23 protein-coding genes are annotated in these 21,556 nt (G+C 69.5%); 13 read left to right on the top strand and 10 right to left on the bottom strand.

Going from position 1 to position 21,556, the window contains the following annotated elements:
* The first annotated feature begins 471 nt into the window (after positions 1–471).
* From gshB to ruvX, 4 genes are read left to right on the top strand one after another with little or no spacing between them, the layout of a single operon-like run.
* Entirely contained in the window at positions 472–1,437 is a 966-nt protein-coding gene (gene gshB, locus BM388_RS04810) for a glutathione synthase (protein ID WP_089847767.1), read from the top strand.
* Between the two features lie 18 nt (positions 1,438–1,455).
* A complete protein-coding gene (locus tag BM388_RS04805) occupies positions 1,456–2,373 on the top strand; it encodes a TonB family protein (RefSeq protein WP_089847765.1) in 918 nt (305 codons plus the stop codon).
* 17 nt (positions 2,374–2,390) lie between these two features.
* Positions 2,391–2,963, top strand: coding sequence for a YqgE/AlgH family protein (locus BM388_RS04800; protein WP_089847763.1), 573 nt, complete (start codon positions 2,391–2,393; stop codon positions 2,961–2,963).
* The gene (gene ruvX / locus BM388_RS04795) at positions 2,963–3,406 is read left to right on the top strand and encodes a Holliday junction resolvase RuvX (RefSeq protein WP_089847761.1); all 444 of its coding nucleotides are present in this window, start codon (positions 2,963–2,965) and stop codon (positions 3,404–3,406) included. Before BM388_RS04800 ends, ruvX begins: the two co-directional genes overlap by 1 nt.
* A gap of 93 nt (positions 3,407–3,499) precedes the next feature.
* Here the strand turns inward: ruvX and pyrB are convergent, their stop codons facing one another.
* Positions 3,500–4,528, bottom strand: coding sequence for an aspartate carbamoyltransferase (pyrB, locus tag BM388_RS04790; protein WP_089847759.1), 1,029 nt, complete (start codon positions 4,526–4,528; stop codon positions 3,500–3,502).
* A gap of 178 nt (positions 4,529–4,706) precedes the next feature.
* Between pyrB and BM388_RS04785 the strand changes: the two genes are divergently transcribed.
* The gene (locus BM388_RS04785; RefSeq protein ID WP_089847757.1) at positions 4,707–5,579 is read left to right on the top strand and encodes a PhzF family phenazine biosynthesis protein; all 873 of its coding nucleotides are present in this window, start codon (positions 4,707–4,709) and stop codon (positions 5,577–5,579) included.
* 94 nt (positions 5,580–5,673) lie between these two features.
* On the opposite strand, the gene BM388_RS04780 is transcribed toward BM388_RS04785, so the two are convergent.
* From BM388_RS04780 to serA, 5 genes are all read right to left on the bottom strand, one after another.
* The gene (locus BM388_RS04780) at positions 5,674–6,501 is read right to left on the bottom strand and encodes an IclR family transcriptional regulator domain-containing protein (protein ID WP_089847755.1); all 828 of its coding nucleotides are present in this window, start codon (positions 6,499–6,501) and stop codon (positions 5,674–5,676) included.
* 113 nt (positions 6,502–6,614) lie between these two features.
* Positions 6,615–7,403, bottom strand: coding sequence for an enoyl-CoA hydratase (locus BM388_RS04775; protein ID WP_089847753.1), 789 nt, complete (start codon positions 7,401–7,403; stop codon positions 6,615–6,617).
* A gap of 125 nt (positions 7,404–7,528) precedes the next feature.
* Entirely contained in the window at positions 7,529–8,869 is a 1,341-nt protein-coding gene (locus BM388_RS04770; RefSeq protein WP_089847751.1) for a uracil-xanthine permease family protein, read from the bottom strand.
* Between the two features lie 42 nt (positions 8,870–8,911).
* Positions 8,912–10,267: an 8-oxoguanine deaminase gene (locus BM388_RS04765; protein WP_089847749.1), complete on the bottom strand. Its 1,356-nt coding sequence runs from the start codon at positions 10,265–10,267 to the stop codon at positions 8,912–8,914.
* Between the two features lie 297 nt (positions 10,268–10,564).
* Positions 10,565–11,815: a phosphoglycerate dehydrogenase gene (serA, locus tag BM388_RS04760; protein ID WP_089847773.1), complete on the bottom strand. Its 1,251-nt coding sequence runs from the start codon at positions 11,813–11,815 to the stop codon at positions 10,565–10,567.
* A gap of 271 nt (positions 11,816–12,086) precedes the next feature.
* Here serA and BM388_RS04755 point away from each other — a divergent pair, with 271 nt between their 5' ends.
* The 4 genes from BM388_RS04755 to djlA are packed head-to-tail and all read left to right on the top strand — an operon-like array spanning position 12,087 to position 15,969.
* The gene (locus BM388_RS04755) at positions 12,087–12,377 is read left to right on the top strand and encodes an exodeoxyribonuclease VII small subunit (protein ID WP_089847747.1); all 291 of its coding nucleotides are present in this window, start codon (positions 12,087–12,089) and stop codon (positions 12,375–12,377) included.
* A complete protein-coding gene (locus BM388_RS04750) occupies positions 12,364–13,251 on the top strand; it encodes a farnesyl diphosphate synthase (RefSeq protein ID WP_089847745.1) in 888 nt (295 codons plus the stop codon). Before BM388_RS04755 ends, BM388_RS04750 begins: the two co-directional genes overlap by 14 nt.
* Before the next feature lie 15 nt (positions 13,252–13,266).
* On the top strand, positions 13,267–15,180 hold the full coding sequence (gene dxs / locus BM388_RS04745) for a 1-deoxy-D-xylulose-5-phosphate synthase (protein ID WP_089847743.1): 1,914 nt from the start codon (positions 13,267–13,269) through the stop codon (positions 15,178–15,180).
* A 27-nt stretch (positions 15,181–15,207) separates the two neighbouring features.
* A complete protein-coding gene (gene djlA, locus BM388_RS04740; protein ID WP_089847741.1) occupies positions 15,208–15,969 on the top strand; it encodes a co-chaperone DjlA in 762 nt (253 codons plus the stop codon).
* Positions 15,970–16,131: 162 nt separating this feature from the next.
* Here djlA and BM388_RS04735 read toward each other — a convergent pair whose 3' ends face one another.
* A complete protein-coding gene (locus BM388_RS04735) occupies positions 16,132–16,413 on the bottom strand; it encodes a hypothetical protein (protein ID WP_089847739.1) in 282 nt (93 codons plus the stop codon).
* 268 nt (positions 16,414–16,681) lie between these two features.
* Between BM388_RS04735 and BM388_RS04730 the strand changes: the two genes are divergently transcribed.
* Positions 16,682–17,311: a glutathione S-transferase family protein gene (locus tag BM388_RS04730; RefSeq protein WP_089847737.1), complete on the top strand. Its 630-nt coding sequence runs from the start codon at positions 16,682–16,684 to the stop codon at positions 17,309–17,311.
* 27 nt (positions 17,312–17,338) lie between these two features.
* On the opposite strand, the gene trhA is transcribed toward BM388_RS04730, so the two are convergent.
* Complete coding sequence (gene trhA / locus BM388_RS04725) at positions 17,339–18,010, bottom strand: PAQR family membrane homeostasis protein TrhA (protein WP_089847734.1); 672 nt, start codon at positions 18,008–18,010, stop codon at positions 17,339–17,341.
* 70 nt (positions 18,011–18,080) lie between these two features.
* The gene (gene ribA, locus BM388_RS04720; protein ID WP_089847732.1) at positions 18,081–18,716 is read right to left on the bottom strand and encodes a GTP cyclohydrolase II; all 636 of its coding nucleotides are present in this window, start codon (positions 18,714–18,716) and stop codon (positions 18,081–18,083) included.
* A 155-nt stretch (positions 18,717–18,871) separates the two neighbouring features.
* Between ribA and hemE the strand changes: the two genes are divergently transcribed.
* A complete protein-coding gene (gene hemE, locus BM388_RS04715; protein ID WP_089847730.1) occupies positions 18,872–19,948 on the top strand; it encodes a uroporphyrinogen decarboxylase in 1,077 nt (358 codons plus the stop codon).
* Between the two features lie 7 nt (positions 19,949–19,955).
* On the top strand, positions 19,956–20,339 hold the full coding sequence (locus tag BM388_RS04710) for a VanZ family protein (protein WP_089847728.1): 384 nt from the start codon (positions 19,956–19,958) through the stop codon (positions 20,337–20,339).
* A gap of 40 nt (positions 20,340–20,379) precedes the next feature.
* Here BM388_RS04710 and BM388_RS04705 read toward each other — a convergent pair whose 3' ends face one another.
* Positions 20,380–20,886 carry a hypothetical protein gene (locus tag BM388_RS04705; protein ID WP_089847726.1) on the bottom strand — a complete coding sequence of 169 codons (507 nt, stop codon included), beginning with the start codon at positions 20,884–20,886 and terminating at the stop codon, positions 20,380–20,382.
* Between the two features lie 223 nt (positions 20,887–21,109).
* On the opposite strand from BM388_RS04705, the gene BM388_RS04700 reads away from it, so the two are divergent.
* Positions 21,110–21,538 carry a host attachment protein gene (locus tag BM388_RS04700; protein ID WP_089847723.1) on the top strand — a complete coding sequence of 143 codons (429 nt, stop codon included), beginning with the start codon at positions 21,110–21,112 and terminating at the stop codon, positions 21,536–21,538.
* Positions 21,539–21,556: the final 18 nt, after the last annotated feature.

Genomic DNA, 21,556 nt, shown 5'->3' with positions numbered 1-21,556 from the left:
GCCTGCGAGGCAATGGGCAAGCCACACGGCAGCCGGGCCACGACATGACGGCAGTGTCCCAGTGCCTGCGGGTCAGGGAGCGTCGGGCCGGTAGGAGAACCCCTGGCGGTCCTATGAGGCTCCCGCCCTCCGGGGCAGGGTGACCCTCGAGCGTAGAGCAGGGTAGCTCCGCGACGAAGTGATGACAGGTCGGTACCCAACCCACGAATACCAGAGAGATCCACCGTCGCTGATAGCCCCTCGCTTCCTGACCCGTAGGCATTGAGGACAACCGCATGCACTGAAGAGACAACCGAGCCCTTGACAGGTCAATCCATACCAGGACCCCCTCTTTGCTTCGCTCCCGGCGCCTCTGGCCTCGCGCCGTCGCCGGATTAGCCTCGAGTCCCAACACCCGACCGTCTGCTTGGTGGACGCGATACCGCTGCGGCATACTGAGCGCATTCAAACCCCGACTGGAAACACGACGCCATGAGCGAACGCGCGCTGAAGATCGGCGTGGTGATGGACCCCATCGCCGACCTCTCCTACAAGAAGGACACCAGCCTGGCCATGCTGTGGGCCGCCCAGGATCGCGGTGCCTCGCTTTCCTACCTCGAGCAGGAGGATCTCTTCCTGCGCGAGGGGCGCGCCTTCGGTCGGATGCGCGGCCTCCGGGTGCACCGTGATCCCGCGCACTGGTTCGACCTCGGTGAGCCCGAGGCGGGGCCCCTGGCCGAGCTCGACGTCATCCTGATGCGCAAGGATCCGCCGGTCGACGGCCACTTCCTCAACGCCGTCTACCTGCTGGGCTTCGCCGAGCGCGAGGGCGTGCTGGTGGTCAACCCCACCCAGGCGCTGCTGGAGTGCAACGAGAAGCTTTTCGCCCAGCAGTTCCCCCAGTGCTGCACGCCGACCGTGGTCTCCTGCGACGAGGCCGTGCTGCGCGCCTTCCATGCCGAGCACGGCGACGTGATTTTCAAGCCGCTGGACGGCATGGGCGGCAGCGGGATCTTCCACGTGCGCCCCGACGGCCGCAATATTGGCGCCATCATCGAGATGCTGAGCGAGCGCGGCCGGCGCCAGATCATGGCCCAGCGCTACATCCCCGAGATCAAGGACGGCGACACCCGCATCCTGCTGGTGGACGGCGAGCCGGTGCCCTACGGCCTCGCCCGGGTGCCGATGGCCGGCGAGACCCGTGGCAACCTGGCCGCCGGCGGCACCGGGGTCAGCCGCGAGCTCACCGCCCGCGACCACTGGCTGATCGAGCAGGTGCAGCCGGTGATCCGCGAGAAGGACCTGATGTTCGTCGGCCTCGACGTGATCGGCGACTACATCACCGAGATCAACGTCACGAGCCCCACCTGCGTGCGCGAGATCGACGACCAGCGCGGCACCGACATCGCCGGCCTGCTGATGGATGCCATCGAGCGGCGCCTCGACGAGCGGGGCTGACCCGGAGGGCCGGCGACCATGTCCAGCATCCTCAGCGATCCGATCCAGTACGCGCCGGTGACCCGTCCGCACCGGCACTGGCTGGCCTGGTCGCTGGCGCTGCTGCTGCATCTGGTGGTGATCGGGGTGGTGGCGAGCCGCCAGTTCGCCCCGGCACCGCCCGTGGAGCGGACCAGCGTCGACGTGGTGCTGGTGAGTCGCCCGGCCCAGGCCGCGGTGGAGGCCGAGGCCATCGCCGAGGCCGATCAGCGCGCTGCCGGCACGCCCCAGGCGCAGGCGCCGGCCGAGGCGCGCGCCGCCCCGATGGAGGCGCTGCCCGAACGGCAGGCCGCCGAGCCCGAGGTGGACCCGGCCACGCCGGCCGCGCCCCAGCAGGCCGAGGCCCCCGAGCCCGAGCGCGCCAGCGAGACGCCGGCCGCCGAGGCCTTCCGCGAGGCGCCATCGACCCCCGAACCGCGCGAGAGCGCCCCCCAGTCCGCCGAGCGCTCGGCGCGGCCCGCCGCCGCGGCCCCCTCGGCCTCGGGGCGCGACCTGCTCGCCCAGGCCACCGCCAGCATCCGCGACCAGGGCCTCTCGCCGGAGTACGCCGGCGAGCAGCCGGGCGAGGGGCGTCCGGCCGCCCAGCAGGCCGCCGAGGCGCGCTACATCGACGACTGGACCCGCCGGGTCGAGGACTACGGCAACCGCGTGCATCCGGCGCCGCGCGAGCTGGCCGGCCAGCTGCGTATCCGGGTGGTCGTCGGCCGCGACGGTCAGGTTCGCCAGGCAGAGGTGATACAATCCTCGGGACATGCCGAACTCGACCAGGCGGCCCTGGACACGGTGCACGGTGCCGCCCCCTACCGGCCCTTCGACCGGGGCATGGGCCACCTGGACAGCCTGTCCATTACGCGGGTCTGGCGATTCGGCCAAGGCAATCATTACGGCGTGCAATAAATCCGCCGGGGAGTCTCATGCAATCCGTGCAACACTTCGGCTTGAAACACCACTTCCTGCTGGCGATGCCGCACCTGGAAGACCCCAATTTCGCCGGCAGCCTCAGCTATCTCTGCGACCATGACGAGAACGGCACCATGGGCGTGATCGTCAATCGGCCCCTGGAGCTGACCCTCGACGCCCTGTTCGAGCAGCTGGAGCTGGGCGGCGACGAGAGCCCCCATCGCCAGGCGCCGGTCTACTATGGCGGCCCGACCCACAAGGATCGCGGCTTCATCCTGCATCGCGGCGACAGCGACGCCTGGGACTCCAGCATCCAGGTCGCCGAGGACATCGCCCTGACCACCTCCATGGATATCCTCCAGGCGCTGGCCGACGGCCGTGGCCCCGAGCAGTTCCTGGTCTGCCTGGGCTGCGCCGGCTGGGAGGCGGGCCAGCTCGAGAACGAGCTCAAGGAGAACGCCTGGCTGACCGTCGAGGGCCAGGCCGAGATCCTCTTCTCGGTGCCGCCGGAGCAGCGCCTGGGCGCCGCCGCTGGCATCCTCGGCATTGACCTGAACCTGATGACCCGCGAGGCGGGGCACTCCTGATGGCCGAGGCCGGCGCGCGCCTGATCCTGGCCTTCGATTTCGGCACCCGGCGCATCGGCGTGGCGGTGGGCAACGAGTTGCTCGGCAGCGCCCGGGAGCTTCCCCCGCTGCCGGCCCGGGACGGCATCCCCGACTGGGCCGAGGTGGCCCGGCTGGTAGACGAGTGGCGCCCGGACCTCTTCGTGGTGGGGCTGCCGCTCAACATGGACGACAGCGAGTCGGTCATGAGCACCCGGGCGCGCAAGTTCGGCAAGCGCCTCTACGGCCGCTTCGGCACTCCCTGCGAGATGGTCGACGAGCGCGGCTCCACCCGCGAGGCCAAGGCGATCGCCCGAGAGGTCGGCCACGGTGGCAACTATCGGAAGGAGAGCGTCGACGGCATCGCCGCGGTGCTGATCCTCGAGGGCTGGTTCGCCCGCGCCGAGGGGCTGCCGCCGCGCTGAGCGCCCTCGCGCTCTGCCGAGACCACGACGCCCGGGCCATGGCCCGGGCGTCGGTCGTTGTGGGCGGGGAAAAGGGTGCGGAGAGGCGCCCGCCTAGAGGCGAGTGTCGTCCACGCCTACGGTCGGGGGTACGAACCAGGGCACGTCGCGCAGGTCGCGCTCGATGTGCTCCTCGACCTGGAGCAGGGTGGCAAAGATCGCCATGCGCACCGGGATGCCATTGTCGGTCTGGCGGAAGATCGCCAGGCGCGGGTCGCCGTTCAGGTCGACGTCCAGATCGTTGGCCTCGGGCCGGCTGTCCCGGGGCAGCGGATGCATGACGATGGTGGAGGCGTTGCAGCGGCTGTCGAGGAAGGCGCGGTCGACGGTGAAGTCGCGGGAGAGATTGAAGCCTTCCATCATCTCGGCGGTGAAGCGCTCCTTCTGGATGCGCGTGGTGTAGACCACGTCGACATCGGAGAAGTCGCCGGCCAGGCTCTCGCGGACCTCCACGGTGAGCCCCTGGCGGCTGACGCGCTCGATCAGGTGGTGGGGCATCTCGAGCCCGGGCGGCGCCACCAGGGTGATGCGCATCGGCGCGTAGCGCGCCAGCAGCCGGATCAGCGAGTGCACGGTGCGCCCGTACTTGAGATCGCCGGTCATCAGCACATGGGCATCCTTGAGCGCCTTGCCCTGCTGGGTGAACTCCTTGTCGATGGTGTAGAAGTCCAGCAGCGCCTGGCTCGGGTGCTCGCCGGGGCCGTCGCCGGCGTTGATCACCGGCACGTGGGTGGCGGCGGCGAACTCCGCCACCGAGCCTTGCTCCGGATGGCGCATCACGATGGCGTCGCAGTAGCCGCTCATCACCCGGCTGGTGTCGTAGAGCGACTCGCCCTTGGCCATGGAGGAGAAGGTGAAGCCGGTGGTGTCGCAGACGCTGCCGCCGAGCCGCGAGAAGGCGGTGTGGAAGCTGACGCGGGTGCGGGTGCTGGCCTCGAAGAAGAGGTTGCCGAGCACCGCGCCCTCCAGCACCCGGGTGACCTTGCGCCGCTGGGCGACGGGTTCCAGGCGCGCGGCGACGCGCATCAGGTGATCGATCTCGTCGCGGGACAGGGAGTCGATGGAGAGCAGGTGGGACATCACGGCGGCCTCGGCAGGGGGAACGGGCGCTAGTGTAACGCCGTGTGGGCAAGGCTTCAGCCTTGGCCGTCGCGTCGGCGAGGTGCTCATTACCTTCTGGTGATGGAGGTGCGGCGCATGCAGCGGTCGTCTAGGCTGAGGATCTCCCACATTTCACTTTGCTCTGATGGACAGCTCTCTCATGTCACCCTCGCCGCTGCGCTACGCCCTGCTGGATGTCTTCACCGCGACGCCCCTGACCGGCAACCCCTTGGCCGTCTTTCCCGACGCGGAGGGTCTGGAAGCGGCGACGATGCAGGCCATCGCCCGCGAGCTGAACCTCTCCGAGACGATATTCGTGGAGCGACAGCGCGATGATCGGCGCTTTCCCGTGCGCATCTTCACCCCACACCGCGAGCTGCCGTTTGCCGGCCACCCCGTGGTGGGTACGGCCCACTGGCTGGCCGCTCGGGAGCGCGTCGATCGGGCGCGGCCGCTGATGCTGGAGGCGCCGGCGGGCGCCCTCAGGGTCCGCTTCGAGGACGACCTGGTGTATTTCACCACCGCGACGCCGGCCGAACTGGCGGCAAGCTCGTTGGGGAGAAGCGATGCCGCGACGCTCTTCGGTCTCGAGGCCCGGGAGATCATCGCCGACCCGGTGCTGGCCTCCTGTGGCCTGCCGTACCACCTGGTGCCACTGGTGTCCCGCGAGGCCCTGTCACGGGCGGCCCCGGCCGACTCGCCCTGGGCGCAACACGTCTTGCCGAGCGGGGTCGAGCAGGTCTATGCGTACGTCGAGCAAGAGGGGGAGATCTCGGCGCGCATGTTCACGGCCGGACCCGGCGGGCTGTATGAGGATCCGGCTACGGGCAGCGCGGCCGCGGCGCTGGCCGGCCATCTCCATGCTCGCCAGGCCTCGACTGCGCGCCGCTGGCGGATTCATCAGGGGGCGGACATGGGGCGACCCAGCGAGATCCTGGTTCGCCCCCGGCCCGATGATCAGGGCCGGGTCAGGATCGAGGTCGGTGGCCGTGCGGTGATCGTCGGTGAGGGCGTGCTCTATCCGGGTGGCTGAGCCTGGCGCGATGTGAGTCGGCCTCTTCCAGGCCCCTGAACGCACACGCCCGGCCGAGGCCGGGCGTGGTATCGAGGCGCGAGGCGCGAGGCGGCTACCAGGCTTCCGGTACCCGGCCGCCCAGGCGCGCGGTGATCTCGGCAGCGGTCTCGCGAACCAGCTGGCCGAGTTCGAGCAGCCGCACCTCGGGAATCCGCGCCACCGGCCCGGAGACGGAGATGGCGGCCAGCGGGATGCCGTGCTCGTCGTGGATGCAGGCGGCCACGCAGTGCAGGCCGATGGCGTGCTCCTCGCGGTCGCAGGCAAAGCCCTGGCGACGAATCTCGGCCATGCCCTCGCGCAGCGATTCGGGCGTGTGCAGGGTGTTCTCGGTGACCCGCGCCAGGCCCCGCTCGTCGAGGATGCGCTCGAGCTCGTCCTCGGGCAGCCAGGCCATCAGGGCCTTGCCCACGCCGGAGGCGTGCAGCGGCGCCCGTGAGCCGAGCCGGGTGATCATGCGCATCATCTGTGGCGATTCGCTCTGGGCCAGGAACACCGCCGTGCCGTCGTCGCGCACGCCGAGGTTGGCGGTCTCGCCGGTCAGCGCCGTGAGGCGGCGCAGGAAGGGGCGGCTGGTGCCGAGGAAGTCGCGGGCCTCGAGGAAGCTGTTGCCGATGCGGAAGGTCTTGACGTCGATCTTCCAGACGCCGAGCTCGCTGTCCTGGGTGACGAATCCCTGGCTCTGCAGCGCCTGCAGCAGCCGGTGGGTGGTGGAGGGGGCGAAATCCGCCTCCTCGGCCAGCTCCGACAGGGCCAGGCCGCCGGGGCTTGCCGCCAGGCGCTCGAGCAGGTTGAGCCCGCGCACCAACGACTGGCTGTGGCCGCTGGTGCTCTTGCCTGAACCGGCGGGACGTCCCGCCGTCCTGCGCTTGCCTTCGCTCACCCGATGTCTCCTGTTACGTGCTTTAACGGCCTAGGATACCGAGTCGGCGGGGCGATGTCGCGCTTCGGAAATGGTTTCCAACCTCTCTCGTCGCCGTCGATGGCGCCGTGGTCTCAGCGGTGTCGCCAGCGGGGCGGACGCTTCTCGATGAAGGCGTCGATCCCTTCGCCGGCATCCTCGGCCATCATGTTGCGGGCCATCACCTCGCCGGAATAGGCGTATGCCTCGTCCAGCGGCAGGGCGAGCTGACGATGGAACATCGCCTTGCCGGTACGCACCGCCACGGCGCTCTTGGCGCAGATGCTGGCGGTGAGCTCGCCGAGCGCCTCGTCGAGGGCCTCATCGTCGGCCACCCGGTTGATCAGCCCCCAGTCGCGGGCCTGGTCGGCATCGATGAACTCCCCGGTGAAGAGCATCTCCATGGCCCGTTTGCGGCCGATGTTACGCGAGAGGGCCACCGCCGGGGTGGAGCAGAACAGCCCGGCATTGATGCCCGAGACGGCGAAGCGTGCCGAACGGGCGGCGACGGCCAGGTCGCAGCTGGCCACCAGCTGGCAGCCCGCCGCGGTGGCGATGCCCTGTACCCGGGCGATCACCGGTACCGGCAGGGCGACGATCGCCTGCATCAGCGCGCTGCAGCGGGCGAAGAGTCGTTGGTAATAGGCCTCGTCGGGGGAGGCGCGCATCTGCTTGAGATCGTGACCGGCACAGAAGGCGCGCCCCCGGGCGGCGATGACCACGCAGCGCACCTCGGCGTCGTCGGCCAGGGCGCCGATGGCTTCGGCCAGCGCCTCGAGCATCTCCTCGGAGAGGGCGTTGAAGCGCTTCGGCCGGTTCAGGGTAAGGGTGGTCACGCCGTCGGCATCGTGGCGCAGCACCTGGGCATCGTCCTCGTCTCGCATCGTCGCACTCCTCGGGGGCAAAGCCCCTAGCCTAACGCTCGGCGGGTTGCTCGGGTGCGGCCTACGACCAAAGGCGCCCTCGTCGATGACCGCCCCGGGCGGGGCGGTCGTTGGCAAGCGACGCCTCAGACGTCGTCGCGGAAGGGCTGCTCGTGCCTGGGCAGCACCAGATTGAGGACGATGGCGGCGATGGCGCCCGGGATCAGGCCGGACTCGATGATCGCCTGGACGTTCTCGGAGAGGCCGGCGTAGAGGCCCTCCTGGGCCGGCAGGCCGATGGCCGCGGACAGCGAGACGCCGATGATCACCATGTTGCGCTTGTTGAAGTCGATGTGGGACAGCATCTTGATGCCGGCGCTGGCGATCATCCCGAACATGATCAGCACCGCCCCGCCCAGCACGGCGTTGGGAATGCTCGAGATCAGCCCGCCCAGCTTCGGCAGCAGGCCGGCGAGCACCAGGAAACCGCCGCCGATGGCCACCACGAAGCGGCTGACCACCCCGGTCAGGGCCACCATGCCGACATTCTGGCTGAAGCTGATCTGCGGGAAGGCGTTGAAGATGGCGGCGAAGACGCTGGCCAGGCCGTCGGCCATCACGCCGCCGGAGAGCTCCCTGGGGGTCGGCTCGCGATCCATGCCGCCGGCGGTGGTGCCGACGATGTCGCCGATCGACTCGGCGCAGGTCACGACCGCCAGCAGCACCACCGGAATGATCGCGGCCAGGTGGAACTCCAGGCCGATGGCCAGCGGCGTGGGCAGCGAGAGCCAGCCGGCGGAGGCGATCTGGCCGAAGTCCACCAGGCCGAAGGCCATGGCGGTCACGTAGCCCACGATCAGGCCCGCCAGGGGCGCGGTCTCGGACCAGATGCCGCGGCCGAACTGGTGCAGGCCGAGGGTGACCACCAGCACCAGGGCGGCCAGCAGCACGTTGTGCAGGGCGCCGAAGTCCTCGGCGCCGAAGCCGCCGCCGGCGTAGGCGAAGCCCACCGGCATCAGCAGGGTGCCGAGCATGATCACGAAGGTGCCGGTGACCACCGGAGGGAAGAGGAAACGCACCCAGGGCAGGAAGAGCCCCACCAGGGCCATGGCGATGCCGCCGCACAGCGCCGCGCCCAGCGCGGCCGGCAGGCCCATGCCCACTGCGATGGGGATCAGTACCGGCACGAAGCCGAAGCTGGTGCCCATGACGATGGGCAGGCGCGCCCCGATCGGCCCGAGCCCCAGCGACTGCACCAGGGTGGCGATCCCGGCCACGAACATCGCGGCCTGGATCATGAAGGCCGTCTGGTCCGCCGGCAGGTCGGCGGCGCCGGCGATGATGATGGGCACGGTGACGTTGCCGACGAACATCGCCAGCACGTGCTGCAGCCCCAGCGGGATGGCCCGGCCGAGCGGCGGCATGGCGTCGACGTCGCGGGTACTGCGAACCTTATGGGTCTCGGTGGCGCTATCGGGTGTCGCCATGAGGCGTCTCCTGTTGTCGTTGTTGGAAACCCGTGGGATGGCCTAGCGGGCGCTTCGCAGCGCGCGGGCGGCCTCGTCGTGTCGGGCCAGCAGGGCGTCGAGATCGACGCCCATCGGCCGGCCGTTGGTGACCCGCCACTGCCCGGCGACCATGACCCGGTCGGCCCGGTGGGCACCGCACAGCAGCAGGGCGGCGATGGGGTTCTCGGCACCGGAGAAGCGCGGCTCGTCGAGGCGAAACAGTGCCAGGTCGGCCTGCTGGCCGGGGGCGAGGCCGCCGATATCGTCGCGGCCGAGGCAGGCGGCGGAGCCGCGGGTGGCCCAGCGGATCACGTCGTCGTGGGTCACGCGACTCGGTGCGTAGCGCAGCCGACCGAGCAGCAGCGCCTGGCGCATCTCCTCGGCGAGGTTGGAGTGATCGTTGGAGGCGGAGCCGTCCACGGCGAGGCCCACCGGGCAGCCGGCGGCCTCCAGATCCAGGGTGCGGCACAGGCCCGAGCCCAGCAGCATGTTCGACGACGGACAGTGGGCGATGCCGGTGCCGGCCTCGCCGAGGCGGGCCACCTCGTCATCGTTGAAGTGGATGCCGTGGGCCAGCCAGGTCCGATCGGAGAGCCAGCCGGTGGCCGCCAGGTAGTCCAGCGGGCGCATGCCGAACAGCCGCTCGCAGTAGGCGGTCTCGTCGGCGGTCTCGGCCAGGTGGGTGTGCAGGCGCACGTCCCGTACCTCGGCCAGGCGGGCGCTCTCCTGCATCAGCTCGCGGCTCACCGAGAACGGCGAGCAGGGCGCCAGGGCGATGGTGGTCATGGCGCCGTCGCCGCGCTGGTGATGGGCGTCGATCAGCCGCGCGCTCTCGTCGAGGATGGTGCGCTCGTCCTGCACCACCGACTGGGGCGGCAGGCCGCCGTCGTCGCGGCCCACGCTCATCGAACCGCGGGTCAGGGCGGCGCGCACGCCGAGCCGCCGGGCGGTCTCCACCTGGACGTCGATGGCCTGTGCCAGCGCGCCGGAGAAGACGTAGTGGTGATCGGCCACGGTGGTGCAGCCGCTCATCAAGAGCTCGACCATGGCCAGCTCGCTGGCGACTTCCAGCTGGTCCTCGGTGAGGTTCGCCCAGACGTCGTACAGGGTGGTCAGCCAGGGGAAGAGCGCCTTGTTCAACGCCGGAGAGTAGGCGCGGGTCAGGGTCTGATAGAAGTGGTGATGGGTGTTGACCAGGCCCGGCAGCAGCACGTGATCCGAGGCGTCGAAGGTCGCGTCGATCGGCGTCTCGGGCGTGGCACCCGCCCGGACTGCCTCGACGATGCGGTCGTCGCGGATCACCACGCCGTCGGCGGCTCGGGGATCGCTGCAGGCACGGGGATGGCGGATCCAGAGGGTCTGTGAGGTTGGGGCCATGTTGTCCTCCCGGGGATCCGCCGGCGGCGGTCCCTGTCGTGGACAAAGGGTTACCCAAGTCTCGTCAGGAACTGGAGCCTTGGTTCAGGTGCCTTTGTGGTGATGTGTACGATGCCGTGCCGTCATTGGCTCAAGCGTTGTGTACAAGATGAGAAGGGAGTGCGCGCGTGTCAAGGCGGACGCTCAACGCTGCCTGCCGGGATCCGAGGCGCGCGTCGTAGCTCAAGGTTGTCGCCAAAAAAACCGCCGCGTCGATGACGCGGCGGCGATGGCGCGGTCCTGGCCTCGATGTGGGGCTCAGCCCTCGAAGCTGGACTCTGAGTAGAGCACACGCACGCGCTTGGTGTGGCTCACCTGGCTCAGGGCGTCCAGGGCCCGGGCGCCGTAGTCCTGGTCGACGTCGATGACCACGTAGCCGATGCGCTCGTTGGTCTGCAGGTACTGGCCGAGGATGTTGATGCCGTTCTCGGAGAGCACGCGGTTGATCTCGGAGAGCACCCCGGGCACGTTGTCGTGGATGTGCAGCAGGCGGTGCTTGCCGGGGTGGGCCGGCAGGGCGACCTCGGGGAAGTTGACCGAGCTGACGGTGGTGCCGTTGTCGGAGTAGGTCACCAGCTTCTCGGAGACCTCGATGCCGATGTTCTCCTGGGCCTCGAGGGTGGAGCCGCCGATGTGCGGGGTGAGGATGACATTGGCCAGGCCGCGCAGCGGGCTGACGAACTCCTCCTCGTTGCCCTTGGGCTCTACCGGGAAGACGTCGACGGCCGCTCCGGCGAGGCGGTCGGCCTCGAGCGCCGCGGCCAGCGCCTCGATCACCACCACGCTGCCGCGGGAGGCGTTGATCAGGATGCTGCCCGGCTTCATCAGGGCGATCTCGGCCTCGCCGATCATCCAGCGGGTGGAGGCGAGGTCCGGCACGTGCAGGCTGACCACGTCGGCGCGCGCCAGCAGCTCCTCGAGGCTGCCCACCTGGCGGGCGTTGCCCATGGCCAGCTTGGTCACCACGTCATAGTAGATGACGTCGAAGCCCAGCGACTCGGAAAGCACCGAGAGCTGCGAGCCGATGCTGCCATAGCCGATGATTCCCAGGGTCTTGCCGCGTGCCTCGTGGGAGCTCTTGGCCGACTTCAGCCAGCCGCCCTGGTGGGCGCGGTAACTCTTCTCGGGGATGCCGCGCAGCAGCATGATCGCCTCGGCCAGCACCAGCTCGGCTACCGAGCGGGTGTTGGAGAAGGGGGCGTTGAACACCGGGATGCCGCGAGCCAGGGCGGCGTCGAGGTCGACCTGGTTGGTGCCGATGCAGAAGCAGCCCACCGCCACCAGCTTATCGGCGGCCTCGAAGACGCGCTCGTTGAGCTGGGTCCGCGAGCGAAGGCCGATGAAGTGGACGTCGCGGATCTTCTCGATCAGCGTGGCTTCGTCCAGCGAGGTCGGCAGGTGTTCGATGTTGGTGTAACCGGCATTGAGAAGATTGTCCACCGCACTCTGGTGGACGCCCTCGAGCAGCAGGATCTTGATCTTGCTCTTGTCCAGGGACGTTTTGGCCATGGTCGATTCAACCCCTTCGTCGGCGTGCGCCGCATGCATGTGTCATGAAGATGCTGATGAGCCTGGAACCGGCCGGCCGCACTTCGCCCGGGGCAAGACAGGCTCGAAACAGGGCCGATATCGTACCACAGCCGGCATGAGCCGGGATGAAAATGCTGAGGTCCTGAATGAGCCCCCTGCATGTTGGAACCCCGTTGGCCGGGGCAGACGACCCCCCCGGGAGTGCGTGTATACTGTCGGACCTAGGATCATCCACCGGCGAGTAGAGGCGATGGCGGAACACCATAGTCAAGGCAGGGACGAGGCCGGCGACGAGACGCCGGCCGACTTCGCCGCCACCGTCGAGCGGCTCGAACAGCTCGTCGAGCGGCTGGAGTCCGGCGAGCTGTCGCTGGAGGGGTCGCTCGCGGCCTTCGAGCAGGGCGTGAGCCTGACCCGCGATGCCCAGCGGCGTCTCGACGAGGCCGAACTGCGGGTGCGCACCCTTACCGAGGGCGAGGCGGGCGGCGTCGACCTCGCGCCCTTCGCGGCCCCGCCAGCGGAGGACGATGGTGAGCGCTGACGCACTGGTGGCCAGGCTGGCCGCGGACCGTGCCCGGGTCGATGCCCGCCTCGAATCGCTGTTCACCGAGCGGGCAGCGCCCTCGCCGCGCCTGGAGGCGGCGATGCGCCACGCCCTGCTGGTGGGCGGCAAGCGCCTGCGGCCGGTGCTGGTCTACACGGCCGGCCGCGCCCTGGGCGCCGTCGAGGACGACCTGGATGCCCCGGCCATGGCGCTGGAGCTGATCCACGCCTACTCGCTGGTGCACGACGATCTGCCGGCGATGGATGACGACGACCTTCGCCGCGGCCAGCCCACGGTGCATCGCGCCTACGACGAGGCCACTGCAATACTGGCCGGCGACGCCCTCCAGGCGCTGGCCTTCGAGGTGCTGGCGGCAAGCGAGCATCCGCGGGTCGGCGCCCTGATCGCCGGTCTGGCGCGGGCCGCCGGTCGCGACGGCATGGTGGCCGGCCAGGCGCTGGATCTGGCCGCGGTGGGCGGGCATCCCCAAGTGGCCGCGCTGGCGGCCATGCACGGCCACAAGACCGGCGCCCTGATTCGCGTGGCGGTGCGCCTCGGCGGGCTGGTCGCGGTCGACGAGACGGACCCGCGGCTGGCCGCCCTGGACGCCTATGCCGACGCCATCGGCCTGGCCTTCCAGATCCACGACGACGTGCTGGACGTGACCGGCGACACCGCCACCCTCGGCAAGACTTCCGGGGCCGATGCCGCCCGCGCCAAGCCGACCTACCCGAGCCTGCTGGGGCTCGAAGGTGCTCGCCGCCGGGCCCTCGACCTGGTCGAGACGGGCGTAGCGGCCCTGGCGCCGCTGGGCGAGGACGCCGCGCCCCTGGCCGACCTGGCCCGCTACATGATCGAGCGTGACCACTGACACCACAGGCCCCACATGAAGCTGTTCGATGATATTCCCGTCGAGCGTCCGGCCACGCCGCTGCTCGACACCCTAGAGGCGCCGGCCGCACTGCGCGCCATGAACGCCGGCCAGCTGGCGCAGGTGGCCGACGAATTGCGTGCCTATCTGCTCTACAGCGTGGGCGTCTCCGGCGGTCACTTCGGCGCGGGCCTCGGCGTGGTGGAGCTCACCGTGGCCCTGCACCAGGCCCTGGAGACGCCCCACGACCGCCTGGTGTGGGACGTGGGCCACCAGGCCTACCCCCACAAGATCCTCACCGGCCGCCGCGAGGCGATGACCGGCATTCGCGAGTACGGCGGCCTGGCTGCCTTTCCGCGAAGAGCCGAGTCGGAGTTCGACACCTTCGGCGTCGGCCACTCCAGCACCTCGATCTCGGCGGCGCTGGGCATGGCGCTGGCCGCTCGCACCCGCGGCGAGTCGCGCCGGGTCTGCGCGGTGATCGGCGATGGCGCCCTGACCGCGGGCATGGCCTTCGAGGCCCTGGCCCACGCCGGCCACGTCGACGCCAACCTGCTGGTGGTGCTCAACGATAACGAGATGTCGATCTCCGAGAACGTCGGCGGGATGGCCAGCTACCTGGCGCGCATCCTCACCAGCAAGCCCTATACCAGCATGCGCGAGGGCGGCAAGAAGGTGCTCTCTCATCTGCCCGGTGCCCTGGAGCTGGCGCGGCGCACCGAGGAGCACATGAAGGGCATGATCAGCCCCGCCACGCTCTTCGAGGAGCTGGGTTTCAACTATATCGGGCCCATCGATGGCCATGACCTGCCGCTTTTGGTGGACACCCTGCGCAATATGCGCGACCTGGAGGGTCCGCAGTTCCTCCACGTCAAGACGCGCAAGGGCAAGGGTTTCCTGCCCGCCGAGGCCGATCCCATCGGCTATCACGCCATCACCAAGCTCGAGAAGAGCGAGCCGGGCAAGGGCGAGACACCCCCGCCGTTCAAGCCGGCCGGCCAGGCCTCGAGCCTCAAGCAGAAGTACTGCCGCGTCTTCGGCGACTGGATCTGCGACATGGCGGCGGCGGACGAGCGGCTGATCGGCATCACCCCGGCGATGCGCGAGGGCTCCGATCTGGTGCGCTTCTCGAAGGAGTATCCCGAGCGCTATTTCGACGTGGCCATCGCCGAGCAGCACGCGGTGACCCTGGCCGCGGGCCTGGCCTGCGAGGCGATGAAGCCGGTGGTGGCGATCTACTCCACCTTCCTGCAGCGCGGTTACGACCAGCTGATCCACGACGTGGCGGTTCAGGAGCTCGACGTCACCTTCGCCATCGACCGCGCCGGCCTGGTCGGCGAGGATGGGCCGACCCACCACGGCAGCCTGGATCTCTCCTACCTGCGCTGCATCCCGGGGCTGGTGGTGCTGGCGCCGGCCGACGAGGCCGAGTGCCGGGCCATGCTCAGCGCCGCCTACCAGCATCCCGGCCCGGCGGCGGTGCGCTATCCCCGCGGCACCGGCCCGGGTGTGGCGACTCCCGATCACCTCGAGCCCCTCGAGATCGGCCGGGCCGAGTGGCGGCGGCGCGGCATGGAGCGGGTCGCGCTGCTGGCCTTTGGCAGCCTCAACGGCCCGGCGGCCGAGGTGGCCGAGCGCCTCGGCACGAGCCACCTCAACATGCGCTCGATCAAGCCGCTGGATCGCGACGCCGTGATGGCGGCCGCCGACGATCACGACCTGCTGGTGACCCTGGAGGAGAACGTGATCGCCGGGGGGGCCGGCAGCGCCGTCAACGAGCTGCTGATGGCCGAGGGGGCCCAGGTCGAGGTGCTCAATCTGGGCCTGCCCGACGCCTTCGTCGAGCACGGCAAACCCGCCGAGCTGCTTGCCGAGTGCGGCCTAGACGCCGACGGCATCGAGGCGTCGATCCGCGCCTGGCGCGGCTGATTCTTTCCCTTTACCTGTGAGGCGACGATGCTTTTTCTGACTCTGCTCGGTGCGCTGCTGGGCTTCTGGATCGGCGGCCCTCTGGGGCTGCTGATCGGTGCCGGCCTCGGCTATTGGCTGGTGCGGCGGCTGCGCAAGAGCGTGCTGGGTCGGCTGGCCGGCGCCCAGGCGCAGTTTCTCGACTCGACCTTCGCGGTGATGGGCTGCATGTGCAAGGCCGATGGCCGCGTCACCGAGGACGAGCTGGAGGCCTCCCGGCAGCTGTGGGATCGCCTGCGCCTCAACGAGGCGCAGCGCGCCCGGGCGCGGACCGCCTTCAACCGCGGCAAGGCGCCGGACTTCGACCTGGAGGCGGAGCTTGCCAGGGTGCGCCAGGTGGTGGGGCGCCAGCATGCCCTGCTGCAGGTGTTCCTGCAGGTCCAGCTCGCGGCGATCACCGCCGACGGTGAGCTGCACCCCGCCGAGCATGAGATGCTGCTGCGCGTGGCGAGAGGCCTGGGTTGCTCTGAGGCCGAGATCGCCCAGATCGAGGCCATGCTGCGAGGAGGCCCCCAGGGTACCGGCGAGCACAGCCTCTCCCTGGAGGATGCCTATCGGGTGCTGGGGGTCGAGGCCGAGGCCAGCGACGCCGAGATCAAGAAGGCCTATCGTCGGCTGATGAGCGAGAACCACCCCGACAAGCTCGCCGCCAAGGGGCTGCCCGAGAGCATGCGCGAGATGGCCAAGGAGCGTACCAGCGAGATCGGCAACGCCTACGAGCGCATCCGCAAGGCCCGCGCGGCGGCCTGATCCCGCGCTTAGCCCTTTTAACGAAGGGCCTGTCCACGATGAGCCGGTTCACAACGGTCCGATTCAAGACGGCCCGGTTTACGACAGCTCCGCCCACGCAAAAAGCCCCCGATGTCGGGGGCTTTTTGCGTGCTGGGTGTGGCTCGGGTAACGGCCGGCGCCTCAGCTGGTGGCTTCGCGGGCCAGGCGGTAGGCGTCGCCGTTGGCGGCGAAGTCGGTCATGGCGGCCTGCTGCGAGCGCAGGCGCAGGCGCGCCTGGGCCATGGCGTCGCTGGCACCATCGAGGCGCTCGAGGTCGACCGGCGCGCCCGCGAAGGCGGAGCGCTCGACGCTCGACAGCGGCTCCTGGTTCAGCTGCAGGGCCTTGTCGGTGGCCGGGTCGGCCTGGGCGGCCAGCGGCAGGGCGGCAAGCATCAGGGTGGCGGTCATCAGTGTGGTCTTCATGGCGAGTGCCTCGTCGTGTTGGTGTATGACGAGCATATTAATAGCCAGCTAAACATTAGAATAGTTATTGAATTCGATGGGCGAGATTGAGCGGGGCTATCGGTTAAGGGCTATCGGTTAAGGGTGATCGGCGAGGGTCTATCGCTGAGCGGCAACGGTGAAGGGCAACGGTAATGCGCTTCGCTGGGCGAACGGGGCCGTGCGGTTCGCCACGCCGCCGGGGGTGCGCTAGCGTGGGGGTACCGAGACATCGCCAAGGAGCCGCCCGATGATCACTCTCTACGGTTTTCCCAACTCCCGCTCGCTGCGGGTCGCCTGGACCCTGGAAGAGCTGGGCCTGGAGTATGTCTCTCACCACGTTGACCTGGGGAGCGGCGAAGGCCAGTCGGAAGCCTTCCTGGCGCGCCATCCCGACGGCAAGGTGCCGGTGCTGGAGGATGGTGAGCTGACGCTGTTCGAGTCGGCGGCGATCTGTCGCTACCTGGCGGAGCGCTACGGCGAGCCGGGCGCGCTGTTGCCGGCGGCCATCGAGGAGCGCGCCCGGGTGGACCAGTGGCTCTTCTTCATCATCAGTGAGCTGGAGCAGCCGCTCTGGACCCAGGCCAAGCACAAGTTCGCGCTGCCGGGCGAGCAGCGGGTGCCGGCGGTGCTGCCGACCGCCGCCTGGGAGTTCCAGCGGGCTCTCGCCGCCCTGGCGCGTCGCTTCGACGGTGAGGGTTGGCTGGTGGGAGAGGGCTTCACTCTGGCGGATCTGCTGCTGGCCCACACTCTGACCTGGGCCGTGCAGTTCAAGATGCGCCTGCCGCCGACGCTTGCGGCCTATCGCGAGCGCGTCTCGGCGCGGCCGGCGCTGGCTCGGGCGGTGGAGCGGGAGCGCGTCGCCGCCGAGCCGAGCTGACGTCGAATCGGGTGGGCCCGCGCCGGCTCAGGCCGCGAAGGGTAGCACCGCGGTGTAGACCGCGAAGTAGTGGCAGGCGCTGCCGCCCATGACGAACAGGTGCCAGATCGCATGGTTGAAGGGGATGGCGCTGACGGCGTAGAAGATCACGCCCAGGGTGTAGGTGATGCCGCCGGCGACCAGCAGGGCGAGGCCGGTGCCGGAGAGGCTGGCCGCCAGGCTGTCGCCGGCCAGCACGATCAGCCAGCCCATCACCAGGTAGATCGCCACCCGCAGCGCCTCGAAGCGATGCGGCCAGGCAAGCTTGCAGGCGATCCCCGCCAGCGCCAGCGACCAGACCGTGGCGAGCAGCGTCCAGCCCGTCGGGCCACGCAGGTTGACCAACAGGAAGGGGGTGTAGGTGCCGGCGATCAGCAGGTAGATCGCGCAGTGATCCAGGGACTGGAAGAGGCGCTTCAGGCGCGGATGGCGAACGCCGTGATAGAGGGTGGAGGCGGTGTAGAGCAGCACCAGGCTGACGCCGTAGAGGCTGATGCCGACGATCTTCCAGGGGTCGACATGGGCGCCCAGGCTAGCGAGTATCAGCAGCACCGCGAGGCCGGCGAGGCTCAATGCAGCCCCGATGCCGTGGCTGATGCTGTGCAGCAATTCTTCGAAGACGCTGTAGGGCGTTTCGCCACTCGCGGGGGAATGCGTCATCGGGTCGCCTCCTTTCAGACCACTGTCCCGATGTCGGTTGGCCCGATGCCGGTCGGCGCGCCTCGAGGGCTCAGGGCTTGCGTTCGATGTCCACGTCGCGGGCCTGGGTGAAGTCGCCCAGCGCCATCATGTGCCCCAGCTTGCCCGCCTTGGTGGTCAGGTACTGTTCGTTGTGGGGGTTTAGACCGGTGGTCAGCGGCACGCGTTCCCTCACCGCCACCCCGGCCTGGGTCAGGGCGTCGACCTTGCGGGGATTGTTGGTCATCAGCCGCAGCGCCGTGATCTCCAGGTGGTCGAGCATCGGCACGCACAGATCGTAGCGGCGCAGATCGGCGGCGAAGCCCAGCTGCTCGTTGGCCTCAACGGTGTCGGCGCCCGCATCCTGCAGCCGGTAGGCGCGGATCTTGTTGAGCAGACCGATGCCGCGCCCCTCCTGACGCAGGTAGAACAGCACCCCACGGCCCTCCTCGGCGATGCGCTTGAGGGCTTCCTGCAGCTGAAAGCCGCAGTCGCAGCGCATGGAGAAGAGCGCATCGCCGGTCAGGCACTCCGAGTGGACCCGGCCCAGCACCGGTTCGCCGTCGGCCACGTCGCCCAGGGTCAGGGCGATATGATCCTTGCCGGTGGCTTCGTCCTCGAAGCCGTGCATGGTGAAGGTGGCCCAGGGGGTGGGCAGCCGCGAGGCGGCGATGAATCGAATCGTCACGATGTACCTCGGAGGAAGACCACGGCGTTGCCGACGAGTGAGCGATCATTCTATCAGGAAGGCCGGGCGGGCTCACCGTGTGCATCACGGGGCTCATCCCCGGCGCCTACGATGGGGTACAATGGCGCCCACATTTCCCGTGGACGAGCGCCCGCATGGAACTCAAGAACGATCGCTTTCTGCGCGCCCTGGCGCGTCAGCCCGTTGACCGCACCCCGGTCTGGATGATGCGTCAGGCCGGCCGCTACCTGCCGGAGTATCGTGAGGTGCGGGCTCATGCCGGCAGCTTCATGGATCTCTGCCGCAATCAGGAACTGGCCTGCGAGGTTACCCTGCAGCCGCTGGAGCGCTATCCGCTGGATGCGGCAATCCTCTTCTCGGACATCCTCACCATCCCCGATGCCATGGGGCTGGGTCTCTACTTCGAGACCGGCGAGGGGCCGAAATTCCGCAAGCCGGTGCGCACCGCCGCCGAAGTGGATGCCCTGTCGGTGCCCGATGCCGAGCGCGACCTGGACTACGTGATGCGGGCCGTCTCGACCATCCGCTGTGAGCTCAACGGCCGAGTGCCGCTGATAGGCTTCTCCGGCAGCCCCTGGACGCTGGCCACCTACATGGTGGAGGGCGCCTCCAGCAAGGACTTCCGTCACGTCAAGACGATGCTCTACGACTCCCCGGATGCCATGCATCGGCTGCTCGACATGCTGGCCCATGCGGTCACCGACTACCTCAACGCCCAGATCCGTGCCGGCGCCCAGGTGGTGCAGATCTTCGATACCTGGGGCGGGGCGCTGACGACGCCGGCCTACCTGGAGTTCTCGCTGCGCTACATGGAGCAGATCGTGGCCGGCCTGATCCGTGAGCACGAAGGCCGCCGGGTGCCGGTGATCCTGTTCACCAAGAATGGCGGGCAGTGGCTCGAGGACATCGCGGCGGCGGGCTCCGATGCCGTGGGCCTGGACTGGACCACCGAGCTCTCCTCCGCTCGGGCGCGGGTCGGCCATCGCGTCGCCTTGCAGGGCAACCTCGACCCCAACGTGCTGTTCGCCCGTCCCTCGGCGATTCGTGCCGAGGTGGCGCGCACCCTGGACAGCTACGGCCACGGCCCCGGGCACATCTTCAACCTGGGTCACGGCATCAACCAGTTCACCAATCCGGACAACGTCACGGCCTTCATGGATGCGCTGCACGACCTGAGCCCGTCCTATCATCGCCAGATCGCCCAGGACTGAGGCGGCGATGACGCCGGGAGTTCCAAAAGGCGAGACGACGTGGCGCCGCCTGTGGGCGGCGCTCGCCGTGCTGGCGGCTCTGGTGATCGCCTGGGGCAGCCTGACGTCAGGAAGCGAGCTGCCCGAGTCGCTGCCCTGGGACAAGGCCAGCCACTTCATCGCCTACGCCGGCCTCGCGGGCCTGATCGGGCTCGCCGGGGTGCACCTGCCGCGGGCCTTCCTCGCCAGTACCCTGCTCGGGGTGGCCATCGAGTTCGCCCAGATTCCTGTGCCGGGTCGCTTCGGCGGCGATTGGCACGACATCCTCGCCAATACCCTGGGGGCGGCCTGCGCGGTGACCGGGCTCAAGGGAATACGCTTGCTGCAAGGGCGCCGCGTGGCCCAGGGGTGAGCGTGCGGCGCCGTATCCGAACTCGAGCTCGGACTCGAACCTAGAGCCGCGGCTCGTTGGCCGCCGTCGGTTCCGCCTCGCCCGGGTGGTTCAGGTCCAGGGTGGGCTCGTCGGCGACGCGGGCCGGCGCCCGGCGCTCGGCGCCGCGCACCACCCGCGGGCTGCCCAGGACGCTCTCCTCCTCGTCGGCGGCACGCCGCGCCCCGCTGGTCCAGGACTGGGCGTCGTCATGCACCGCCGGGCGCCGCTCAAAGGAGCGGGTGACCACGGCGCTCGGCGCGAAGCCGGGACGCTGCGCGCTGAGGTGGTGGGGCAGCAGGGCGAGTTCGGCCACCAGGCGCAGGGCCACGGCGGCGAGCAGCCAGAGCCCGCCGCCCAGCGCCAGGGGCGGCCAGGCGCTGGCCAGCTCGAGGGACGGCGTAAGCCATGGCGTGCGGGGCGCCAGCCACAGGGCGGCCCCGGCCAGCAGGCCGAGCTGCAGCAGCAGGTGGCAGGTGAGCACGGTGGCGCGGGCCAGCGGCCGGCGGGGAAACAGGAACTGTCGCATGGGGGATCCTCCCGGGGGAATGCACATCGCGGCGATGAGGCGTGCCGACCTCCGTGTCGGGCGAGGCGCGATGCTACCCCAGTTCCCGGCCTCCTGCAGTCTCGACGTGTCACCGTAATGTCGGTTGACCAACTCCGGGGCGCTTGCCAAGGTTGAATCAGAGGCGAAGGCGGGTGTCCCGAAGGACGTGCCTTCGTCCACTCACCGGCTTCGAGGAGCGACTATGACGACCTATATCGTGGTGGCGGATGCGGCGCGGGCGCGCCTGTTTACCCGCGACGGACTCACGGTCAGTGAGCTGGATAGCCTGGTGCACGCCGAGGGGCGCCTGCACGAGGGCGATCTGGTCACGGATCGCGGGGGTGATGTCCACGAGTCGACCTCGACCACGGCTCGCAGTGCCGGCGGCGAGAGCGTGGCGACCCAGCATCACGAGGAGATGTTTGCCCGCGAGGTCGCCGAGCGCCTCTATCGCGCTCGCGTCGACAACAGCATGGAGAAGCTGATCCTGGTCGCCCCGCCGCGCTTTCTCGGCCAGCTGCGCGACAAGCTCGACGGCCCCACTGCCAAGCTGGTGATTCACTCGCTGGTCAAGGATCTGACCAAGGCCAGCCCCGCCGATATCCAGGAGGCAGTTCGCGACCTCCGCTAGGCCCCTTTCGCGTCATGC

Origin of the sequence: Halomonas saccharevitans (assembly GCF_900116405.1) — a bacterium.
In the GTDB taxonomy this organism is placed as follows: domain Bacteria; phylum Pseudomonadota; class Gammaproteobacteria; order Pseudomonadales; family Halomonadaceae; genus Halomonas; species Halomonas saccharevitans.
This window is presented reverse-complemented; position numbering and strand designations above follow the sequence as displayed.